The sequence below is a fragment of the Oscillibacter sp. KLE 1728 genome, from assembly GCF_934833455.1.
In the GTDB taxonomy this organism is placed as follows: Bacteria; Bacillota; Clostridia; order Oscillospirales; family Oscillospiraceae; genus Oscillibacter; species Oscillibacter welbionis.
On the sequence record NZ_CAKVVF010000012.1, the window covers coordinates 26,013 to 36,485 of the forward strand.

Annotated in this window: 10 protein-coding genes; 4 read left to right on the forward strand and 6 right to left on the reverse strand. The window is 61.2% G+C overall.

All coding sequences use genetic code 11. The annotated features are described in order from the left end of the window. Positions 1-8 precede the first annotated feature (8 nt). The 6 genes from QVE23_RS02440 to QVE23_RS02465 form a co-directional block, all read right to left on the reverse strand. On the reverse strand, positions 9-365 hold the full coding sequence (locus QVE23_RS02440; protein WP_021748512.1) for a hypothetical protein: 357 nt from the start codon (positions 363-365) through the stop codon (positions 9-11). Between the two features lie 13 nt (positions 366-378). After that, entirely contained in the window at positions 379-1,260 is an 882-nt protein-coding gene (locus QVE23_RS02445) for a hypothetical protein (RefSeq protein ID WP_287967524.1), read from the reverse strand. Further along, positions 1,257-2,429 carry a serine/threonine protein phosphatase gene (locus QVE23_RS02450; protein WP_287966743.1) on the reverse strand — a complete coding sequence of 391 codons (1,173 nt, stop codon included), beginning with the start codon at positions 2,427-2,429 and terminating at the stop codon, positions 1,257-1,259. The genes QVE23_RS02445 and QVE23_RS02450 overlap by 4 nt, the downstream gene beginning before the upstream one ends. 36 nt (positions 2,430-2,465) lie before the next feature. Continuing rightward, positions 2,466-3,701 carry a PBSX family phage terminase large subunit gene (locus QVE23_RS02455; protein WP_287967525.1) on the reverse strand — a complete coding sequence of 412 codons (1,236 nt, stop codon included), beginning with the start codon at positions 3,699-3,701 and terminating at the stop codon, positions 2,466-2,468. 4 nt (positions 3,702-3,705) lie between these two features. Beyond that, entirely contained in the window at positions 3,706-4,170 is a 465-nt protein-coding gene (locus QVE23_RS02460) for a terminase small subunit (RefSeq protein ID WP_021748507.1), read from the reverse strand. Positions 4,171-4,357: 187 nt separating this feature from the next. Beyond that, positions 4,358-4,933, reverse strand: coding sequence for a hypothetical protein (locus QVE23_RS02465; RefSeq protein ID WP_119310623.1), 576 nt, complete (start codon positions 4,931-4,933; stop codon positions 4,358-4,360). A 220-nt stretch (positions 4,934-5,153) separates the two neighbouring features. On the opposite strand from QVE23_RS02465, the gene QVE23_RS02470 reads away from it, so the two are divergent. From QVE23_RS02470 to QVE23_RS02485, 4 genes are all read left to right on the forward strand, one after another. Then, a complete protein-coding gene (locus QVE23_RS02470; RefSeq protein ID WP_119310622.1) occupies positions 5,154-6,236 on the forward strand; it encodes a sensor histidine kinase in 1,083 nt (360 codons plus the stop codon). After that, a complete protein-coding gene (locus QVE23_RS02475) occupies positions 6,233-6,940 on the forward strand; it encodes a response regulator (protein WP_021748504.1) in 708 nt (235 codons plus the stop codon). Before QVE23_RS02470 ends, QVE23_RS02475 begins: the two co-directional genes overlap by 4 nt. A gap of 246 nt (positions 6,941-7,186) precedes the next feature. Further along, positions 7,187-8,704 (forward strand): carbon starvation CstA family protein, encoded by a 1,518-nt coding sequence (locus QVE23_RS02480; protein WP_287966741.1) that lies wholly within the window; start codon positions 7,187-7,189, stop codon positions 8,702-8,704. 294 nt (positions 8,705-8,998) lie between these two features. Beyond that, complete coding sequence (locus QVE23_RS02485; protein WP_287967526.1) at positions 8,999-10,471, forward strand: carbon starvation CstA family protein; 1,473 nt, start codon at positions 8,999-9,001, stop codon at positions 10,469-10,471. The last annotated feature ends 2 nt before the right edge of the window (positions 10,472-10,473 follow it).

The window sequence follows — 10,473 nt, forward strand, 5'->3', positions numbered from 1 at the left end:
TCTCCTCCTCACAGTACAAAGGTCACGGTCTTGGCGGTGGTGTCCACATCCACCACCAGATAGGTGCTGCCGTCCGCGTCCGCCTGGACGCCGCCCTCGCCGTCGGCGCTGAGGCCGCTCCAGCCCAGGGCCGGTGCCGCTCCTTCTGCCGGTACGGTGTACCCGGCGGTGACCATGCCGCCCAGGGCCACGGCGCAGGCGTCGCCGCCCCGGCCGACAGAAAGCACCATGCCGCAGAAATCGTCGCCCGCCGCGCAGGCGGCCACCGTGCCGTTGGCACTGACCTTCACCAGCTCCCCCTCCGCCAGATCGTCACAGGCAAAGGTGGCGGCCCACTGGCCGATCCCCTCATAAGAAAGCTTCATGCTTCATCCTCCCTTAGATCAGAAATTCCGTCTCGTCCTCTGTTTTTGCCGCTCCCCGGCTCCGCAGCTGCGGCACAGGCGGAAACCGGCGGGCTGCCTGGGCCCCGTAGACCCGCTTCAGCTCCAGCAGCTCCGGCTCCTCCAGATGCTCCGCCGCCTTGGCCAGGGCGCCGCCGTCCATGCTGTCGTCCGCCAGCATGGCAAGCCGCGTCACCTCCCGCCGCAGCTCCCGCAGGTATTTCCGCCCCAGCTCCGCCTGGGCCCTCAGCTGTGCCCTCCCCTGGTTCTCGTGGCCGTACCGCTTCAGGACCCCCGCCTTCCGCTGGGCTGGCACCGCCACGAAGGACCACTCGTATGCGTCGGTGGGATCCCGCAGCTCCAGGTAGCACAGCTGCTCCCCGTACCGCTGCCCCGGCGTGTGCTGGCAGGTGCCGCCCTCTGCGCCGCAGATGGAGCACACCCGCCGGGCCACGCTGCACCCCACGCTGACCTCCCGCTTGATGCCTCCCTCGATCTCCGCGATCAGATCCGCGTTTTTCTCCGTCCGCAGCAGATAAGCCCAGGCCTTCAGCCAGCAGTAGCCGTCCCCTGCCGCGGTCACCTGGGCGCCCTCCCGCACCATCTCCGTCCGGTAGATGCGGGCGGTCTGCCCCTCCGCCGTCCACTGGTGGTCAAAGATGCCGCTCTTCCCCACGAACAGGTCGCCCAGTGTGTTGAGCGCCGCCGTATCGAACCGCTCCCAGTCCCGGTCCACCTCGTTGTCGCACAGCCGCAGGGAAAAGGTGTACACCTCCTCTGCCCGCAGGGGTGACTTGGCAAAGCGGTTGATCGCCGCCAGCTCCGCCTCTGCCGGCACGCCTCCCGTTGCCTCCAGATTTTTTTCGAGTTCTTTCATACCTCTCTCCTTGTATGGAACGCGGCCGCCTCCGCCGCGTCGTTCTCAAGCCGCAGCTTCCGCGCCTGCTCCAGATAGAGGGCCGCACGGGCGTCCTCCACCTCGTCCTGGAGGTTGATGTCCTCCCACAGGACTTCAAAGCCGCAAGTATACCCGTGCATCCGCAGCCACAGCCGGCAGATCCGCTCCACCACCGGCGTAATGGTCCGCCGGATGGCCGTGATCTCCGTGGTGAGCATGTCCGCCTGCTGGGAGCTCATCCGCTCCGTGGAGCTCCAGCTCAGTCCCAGCATAAAGGGCGGGATCCCCGTCTTGGCCACCACCTGTTCCAAAATCTGCCGCACCGGCACCTCGCTGTCCAGGACGGGCGCGTCAGCGCCGATGACCTGGATATCCACATCTCCCACAGCCACAAAGTCCCGCACGCTGCCGCTCCTGGTATCCTGCATGGCCCGGGACCACTCTCCTGCCAGCATCCGGCTCCGCTCCTCCGCTTGGCCGTTTCCGCCGTCCCGGCAGGTGACGGCGAAGCGCAGGCTGCCGCATCGCTCCCAGTTAATCCCGATGGTGTGGTAGATCTTCATCAGGATATCCGTCAAAAACGGGAGCCCCCGCAGAAGGGACACGCCATAGGGGCTGTCCGCCTCAGGATTCAGAGGCGTGAACAGCAGCAAGTCCTGACAGGGCAGCGGCCCCATCCGCCCCTGCTCGTCGGGGCCGCAGATTGTAAATGCCAGGGGATGGTCTCCCTCCCGAATCTCAATATCCTCCACCCGGCCCCACAGCACGGCCGCAATCTCCCGGTTTCCTGCTGCGGGCACGATCTCCCCGATGGCTCGCCCGCAGGTCAGCAGAGCGTCCAGGTAGCCCTCCAGAAAGGCATTGACCCCATACTGCCCCCGTCCGGCCGGGACCGTGCGGAGGAATTCCCCCAGCCCCCGCTCTGCCGCCGGGTCGGAACAGGCCGCCGTCACACCGCCCACCATCCGGATCAGCTTGTAGATGGCGGCGTCCACCACCGGCACCGCCTCCCGTACTGCCCGGTACAGCCGGATCTCCCCACTGCGCATGGGCACATACTGCCCCAGCAGTCCAAATGGGTGGTATCCCGTCTCCCGCAGCTGGACCGACGCTCCCGCCGGCGCCGTCTGTTTCCGAAACCACTTCAACTTCCAAACCTCCCGTCCATTCCTTACCGCGGTCCCTCAGGCCCGTCTCTCCACCCAGGTGGCCGCAAAGCCATTCTGCTCTTCCGCCGCCAGATCCATGGCGAAGTACCGCAGATCGTCCATGGCGTGGTCCTGCTCCTTTTTCGGAGCGTCCCGCCGCCCCTTGTCGTCCCAGCAGTACGTTTCCATCTCCCGCAGGCAGTCGGCGCAGGCACCGCAGATCACGATCCGCCGCCGCTTCAGCAGGTCCGCCGTCACCCGGATGCCGTCGGCCACATCGTTGTCCGCCCGGACCACCCGGAATCCCTCCCGCCGCAGCGCCTCGATGAAGCTTGCCGCCGACGGGTCCACGATCACCCTTGTGATCTCCCTGCCCTCCGCCAGCTCCCGCAGGTCCCGGACATACTCTGCGTCGGTCTTCTGCCGTCCCTCCCGGCGGGAGTCGTAGTAGAACTCCCCCACCCGGTACCAGATCTCTCCCTGCCGGCCCCACAGGCCGAAGGAGGCCGGGTTGGCGGTGCCGTAATCCACAGAAATCCGCCACTCCTGAAAATCTCCCTCCGGCACAGGCACGCTGTCCCGGTCCCGGTCGAAGAAGTCGTACACCCGCCCCTGGGCGGCTGTCCACTCCCCCAGCACGAATCGCCGGTAAAAAACGCCGGAGTAGGCGCTGCGATAGCGGGCCCGGATCCGGGGCGACAGGGCGGGGTTGTCCTCCATGGTGAAATGAAGGTACAGGGCCCGCCGTTCCCGCGCCCTCAAAATCCACTCTCGGTAAAACCAGTGCTGAGGGTTCTCCGGATTGCAGTTGAACCACAGGCGGCTCCCCGCCACGCTGCACCGGGCGACGGCCTGCTCCACAAAGCTCCGGGGCATCAGGGCCGCCTCGTCCAGCAGCACCCCCGCCAGGGTGCTGCCCTGGATCAGCGCCGCGCTGGACTCGTCCCGCCCGCCAAAGAGCAGGAAATGGTTTTCATGGCCCCCCAGCCGCACGGTCAGCAGGTTCTCCGACCGCCGCTCCCAGCAGTCGAAGCCCAGCCGCCGCAGATAGGGCACCAGCTCCGCCAGCAGGTTCCGCCGCAGGGAGGTGATGGTCTTTCCGCACAGTCCCAGCTGCCGTCCGTTGAACCTGGCCATGGCCCAGAGGAAGAAGGAGAGCCCCATGGAGAAGGTCTTGCCGCTGCGGACGGCCCCGTCGCAGATGATAGCCTCCCAATCTCCCGGGCGGCACCACCAGGTCAGCACCCTTCGCTGCTTTTGGGAAAACCGCATGATCTCAGCCGTCGTCCCACCCTCCTTCCTCCCCGGCAGCTTCCGTCAGCACCCGGTACAGCTCTCCGGCCCCCTCCGCCTTTTCCTCGCTCAGGAGCCCGTACAGAGCCTCCAGAGCCCGGATGCGGTCAATAAGCTTCACTTCCACGCCGCCCTTGTCCGTCACCTTCAGCTCCGCCACGGCAGACAGATCCAGCGTCTCCAAATCCGCCTCTTCGCTGTGCAGGGCCAGCCGCGCCGCATCATTCACCCGGCCGAAAGCCAGCTGGGCCAGACGCCGTACCACGTCCTCCCGGTGCACCTGCCCAGCCGCTGCCTCCCGCATCCGCTCCAGCCGCCTGCGCACCATCTTCGTCTCCAGCACGGCGTATCCATCGGCGCAGCCAGCCATTGCCGCTGCCTGGTCCGGGTCCATGCACTGGAGATACTTCCGGCAGAATGCTTCGGCCTGCCCCTTCAATTTCTCCAAGGACGCGTACCTCCTTTCTCAGTCGTTCGATAATAACCGCCTTCCGGCCAAAAGTTGCACGCCGCCGGGCATCTCTTTTGACTTAATAATAAAAAAACGCTGTACCGCGGGCAGGAGATCCCCGCGGTACAGCGTGTTGCGCTCCAGATTTAATTGTATGGCTGGGTGAGCCGCCGGTTGGAGCCGGTCAGGCTGCCTCGCCGTCTCTGCCCTGCCGCAGCAGCTCCGCCGCCGCTTCGGCTCCCTGGACGCCATAGAAAATCATCCCCAGGGCCCGGTCCGTCTCGTCATGGCTCTGGACGTCGACCTTGGGATGGCAGGCCCGCCAGCGGAGCAGCTTCTTGGCCTCCTCAAACAGGCATCTGCCCAGAACCAAGCTCTTTCCCTTTGTGGTTCCACCCACTACCTGAAGATCGTCGATGTCAGACAGTTCCATGTAGAAAAACGTTTTGTCCCGGGTCATCAGAATGGCCCGCTGGTTGGTGATCCAATACTGCTCCCCCATGAGGTTCCGGCGCTCCGCCACGGGCGAGATCAGAATCACCGCAGCCACCAGCAGCACCAGGCCGATAAATCCCATACTGGGCGCCTCGGTCCCGGAAAGATACACGGCCAGCAGCCCGCCGCCCAGTGCCACCGTCAGTCCCCACTTCAGCAGGATCTGCTTTTTTGCCTCTGCCTCCAGAAGCGAAAACGGGGCGGGACGGCCCTGCCAGCGGACCTGCTCTCCCGGCCGCAGATATGTTTTGAGTCTTTCCTCCATACTGATACACACTCCTTTTGTTTTTCGGCAGCTCCCTGCCATCCATTATTATACGCATTCCGTCGTTCAACCGCTGACAAGGTCCATTTGGGGCTTGTTAAACGTATGCAAAAATCCACAGGTTTCCCGCCTATGTTCTTTAACGTTTTTTAGTGGAATCTTAACACCTCTTTCTGCTATAATAATGTTTCAAGCCCCACAGATGTAAGGAGGACCTGCTGTGAAGATCACCCGTTCCAGTTTGAAGCGTACCTTTTCCTTCTCCTGGCGCGACCTTCTGGTCTCCGCCGCCATTCTTCTATGCGCCACGGGGGCCTGCGCCCTTCTGCACCAGACGGCGGACACCATCGACGGCTTTGCCTCTCCGGTCTATGTGCTGGCCGTGCTCCTGATCTCCCGCTTCACCAGCGGATATCTCTTCGGGCTGATTGCGGCGGTGCTGGGTGTCATCGGCGTCAACTATGTGTTTACATATCCCTATATGGCGTTTAACTTCACCATTTCCGGCTATCCGCTGACAATGTTCACCTTTCTGGTGGTCTCGCTGGTCACCAGCACCCTGACCACCAAGACCAAGGAGCAGGACCGCCTCCGGATGGAAAACGAAAAGGTGAAGATGCGGGCGGATCTGCTCCGCTCCGTCTCCCACGACATTCGCACCCCTCTGACCTCTATCATGGGTGCCACCTCCGCCATTTTGGAAAATCCCGCCCTCTCCCCGGCCGAACAGCAGTCCCTTCTGGTGGATGTGCGGGATGACGCCCAGTGGCTCATCCGCGTGGTGGAAAATCTGCTCTCCATCACCCGGATCGGCAACGAATCGGCCAAAATCACCAAGGAGCCGGAGGCTGCGGAGGAAGTCCTGGACGAGGCGGTCCGCAAATTCCGAAAACGGTTTCCCGCCGTGTCCGTGGAGGTCCACGTGCCGGACGAGCTGCTCCTGGTCCCCATGGACGCCATCCTCATCATGCAGGTCCTGTCCAATCTGATGGAGAACGCCGTGTTCCACGGCGGAACCACCACGCACATCGCCCTGTCCGCGCAGCGGGATGGCCCCTGGGCCCGCTTTTACGTGCGGGACAACGGCCAGGGCATTCCCCCCCAGAAACTGCACACCCTGTTCAGCGGTGCGCTTCGCTGTGAGGACTCGTCCCCCGGCGACGGAAAGCGGAACATGGGGCTGGGCCTATCGGTCTGCATGGCTATCATCCGTGCCCACGGCGGCACATTGGAAGCAAAAAATCTGGAGTCCGGGGCGGAATTTTCCTTCTGCCTGCCGCTCACTAAGGAGGAAGTATCATGACGATTCGTGAAAAAATTCTGGTAATTGAGGACGAGAAGAGTATCTCGCACTTCATTTCCACGGTCCTCAACAACAACGGCTATGAAGCCATGCAGGCCCAGACCGGCGAGGAGGCGCTTTCCATGATCTCCTCCCACTGTCCCGACCTGGTCATTCTGGACCTCGGCCTGCCGGACATGGATGGTCTGGACATCCTCCGCAGCCTGCGCAGCTGGTCCAGCCTGCCGGTGGTGGTGGTCTCCGCCCGCTCCCATGAGCGGGACAAGGTCGCCGCATTGGATCTGGGGGCGGATGACTACCTCACCAAGCCCTTCGGCACGGACGAACTCCTGGCCCGGGTCCGCACCGCGATCCGCCACACCCGCACCATCTCCGGTAATGACGAAATCGCCCGGAACGGCACCTATACAGTGGGAGAACTGGTCATCGACTACAATAAGCACCAGGTCCGTGTCCGCGGTGAGAATGTCCACCTCACCCTCAGCGAGTTCCGCATCGTGGCCCTGCTGGGCAAATACGCCGGCAAGGTTCTGACGTATGATTTCATCATCAAGGAGCTGTGGGGCCCCCGGGCCAGCGGCGACAACCAGATTCTCCGGGTAAACATGGCCAACATCCGCCGGAAGATCGAAAAAAATCCCGCCGAGCCGGAGTATCTCTTCACAGAGATGGGCGTCGGCTACCGCATGGCGGAGGGCAGCTGATCCGCTCCGCCGTCCGCACAGGCGCATGAAGAGCTCCCAACCGGGCTTCTTCATGCGCTTTTTATGCATCGCTCCCCAAAAGTAAGCGCATTCTTGATAAGGCCGTCGTTTTCTTAGCGACATCTTAATTTCCGTGAACTATTTTTTAACGCTTATGCGGCCAAAAATCTGCTATGCTTATAGCCAGAAGCCCGCGTGTCCAAATCGAGGACCTGGCCGCGGGTTAAGGAAAAGGAGTGTGTGTTTATGGCAACTTTCTTGATCGGCCTCGTGGTCTTGTTCGTAGGCGCAGCCATCTATGGCAAGTTCTGCGAAAAGGTCTTCGGCCCCGATGACCGGGAGACGCCCGCCTATTCCAAGCAGGACGGCGTGGACTACGTTCCCATGCGGGAATGGAAGAACAGCCTCATCAACCTGCTGAATATCGCAGGCACCGGCCCCATCATCGGACCCATTCAGGGCATCCTGTTCGGGCCCATCGCATTCATCACCATCCCCATCGGCAACGTGATCGGCGGCGCTATGCACGACTATTTCTCCGGCATGATCTGCCTCCGCGACGGCGGCACCCAGATGCCGGACATGGTCCGCAGATACTCCAACAAGGGTGTCTTCACCGTCTATAACATCTTCCTGAGCGTGTTGCTGCTGCTGGTCGGCGCGGTGTTCATCTATACCCCCGGCGACATCGCCGCCACCCAGGTCTTCGGCTTCTCCGGCGCGGTGAATGATCCCACCACCTGGATCATCTACGGTGTTATCTTCGTCTACTATCTGATTGCCACCGTGTTCCCCATCGACGCCATCATCGGCCGCATTTATCCCATCTTCGGCGCCATCCTGCTGTTCTCCGCCGTGGGTGTGTTCATCGGCCTGTTCGTCAAGGGCTATCCCCTGCTGAACCTGTGGGATGACTGGCATGGCATCGCGTTCGACGCGTGGGCTGTTGATGCAGCCACCGGTGAGCAGGCGGCCTTCAGCTATGGTCAGTACTTTGACGCCAACCACTTCATCCCCATCTTCTTCATCACCGTGGCCTGCGGCATTCTCTCCGGCTTCCACTCCACGCAGACCGCTATCATCTCCCGCACCATGAAGAGCGAGCGGCAGGGCCGCATGACCTTCTACAATATGATGGTCCTCGAGGGCTTCATCGCCATGATCTGGGCCGCCGCCGCCATGGGTGTGTACAACCTGGGCCTGCAGGAGGTCAATGCCTCTCTGGCTACCGGCACCATCGGCGTGATCTGCAAGGATATCCTGGGGCCTGTGGGCGGCATCATCGCTCTGCTGGGCGTTATTGTTCTGCCCATCACCTCCGGCGATACCGCGCTGCGCTCCCTGCGCCTGTCTGTTTCTGAGTCCCTGCACATCGACCAGAGCTCCAAGGCCAAGCGCCTGGGCCTGTCCGCCATCATCTTTGCGCTGGTGGCTGTGATCCTGGTCTTCGCAAAGAGCAGCCCCAGCGGCTTCAATACCCTATGGCGTTACTTCGCATGGTCCAACCAGACCCTGTCCCTGTTCGCATTCCTTGGCATCTCTGTGTGGATGTTCGAGAACAGCAAGGCCAAGTGGGTGTGGATCCCCCTGATCCCCGCTGCCTGGTATACCTTCGTCACAGTGACCTACATCGCCAACGCGCAGATCGGCTTCCATATTCCCTGGACGCCCGCTTACATTATCGGTGTCTGCGCTGCTGTGGCCTATGTTGGCATCGTTGTCTGGTACGGCAAGAAGCGCGCTGCCCGGCTCCAGAAGCTGTAAGCTGTAACTATTTTCTGAAACAAACCCGTCCCGCCAAGTGGCGGGACGGGTTTTTACTGCCTGAACTCCCGCATATTTCCAGGTCCGTCCAGCACAAATATTCGTGTTCACATCCGGTCCTTAAAAAAATTTGGAACTTTGTTAGGTGAGGTAAACGAATTTTTAATTGTTTTCTCTGCGATATTAACAAATTCTTTATAAATATGAATAAATTATTTACAACTCCTTTCTTCAGTGCTATGATAAAGCCAGAATCTGTCCGGGAAACTGGGCATAAAGGAGTGTGTGTTTTCTATGGCAACCTTTCTCATCGGCCTGGTGATTCTGTTCGTAGGCGCAGCCATCTATGGCAAGTTCTGCGAAAAGGTCTTCGGCCCCGATGACCGGGAGACGCCCGCCTATTCCAAGCAGGACGGCGTGGACTACGTTCCCATGCGGGAATGGAAGAACAGCCTCATCAACCTGCTGAATATCGCAGGCACCGGCCCCATCATCGGACCCATTCAGGGCATCCTGTTCGGGCCCATCGCATTCATCACCATCCCCATCGGCAACGTGATCGGCGGCGCTATGCACGACTATTTCTCCGGCATGATCTGCCTCCGCGACGGCGGCACCCAGATGCCGGACATGGTCCGCAAGTACTCCAACAAGGGTGTTTTCACTGTTTACCAGATTTTCCTGAGCGTACTGCTGCTGCTGGTCGGCGCGGTGTTCATCTACACCCCCGGCGACATCGCCGCCACTCAGGTGTTTGGTTTTGACGGTGCTGCCACCTCTGTCTCCACCTGGGTGATTTACGGTGTCATCTTCGTTTATTATCTGATCGCCACCGTGTTCCCCATCGATGCCATCATCGGCCGCATCTATCCCATCTTCGGTGCTATCCTGCTGCTGTCTGCCGTGGGTGTGTTCATCGGCATGTTCGTCAAGGGCTATCCCCTGCTGAACCTGTGGGACAACTGGCAGAGCGCCACCTTCAATTATGGTGAGTATTTCACCGCGCAGCACTTCATTCCTGTGTTCTTCATCACTGTGGCCTGCGGCATTCTCTCCGGCTTCCATTCCACGCAGACCGCTATCATCTCCCGCACCATGAAGAGCGAGAAGCAGGGCCGCATGACCTTCTACAATATGATGATTCTGGAAGGCTTCATTGCCATGATCTGGGCCGCCGCCGCTATGGGCGTGTACAACCTGGGTCTGCAGGAGGTCAATGCCTCTCTGGCCACCGGCACTGTCGGCATCATCTGCCGCGATCTGCTGGGCCCCGTGGGCGGCATCATCGCCCTGCTGGGCGTCATCGTTCTGCCCATCACCTCCGGCGATACCGCGCTGCGTTCTCTGCGCCTGTCCATCTCTGACTCTCTGCACATCGATCAGAGCTCTAAGCCGAAGCGCTTGGGCCTGTCCGCCATCATCTTCGCGCTGGTGGCGGTGATTCTGGTCTTTGCGAAGAGCAGCCCCGATGGATTCAATCTGCTGTGGCGTTACTTCGCATGGTCCAACCAGACCCTGTCCCTGTTCGCATTCCTGGGTATCTCCGTATGGATGTTCGAGAACAGCAAGGCCAAGTGGGTGTGGATCCCCCTGATTCCCGGTGCTTGGTACACCTTTGTTACAGTGACCTTCATTGCCAATGCACAGATCGGCTTCCATATTCCCTGGACGCCCGCCTACATCATCGGTGTCTGCGCTGCTGTGGCTTACGTTGATATCATTGTCTGGTACGGCAAGAAGCGCGCTGCCCGGCTCCAGAAGCTGTAAGC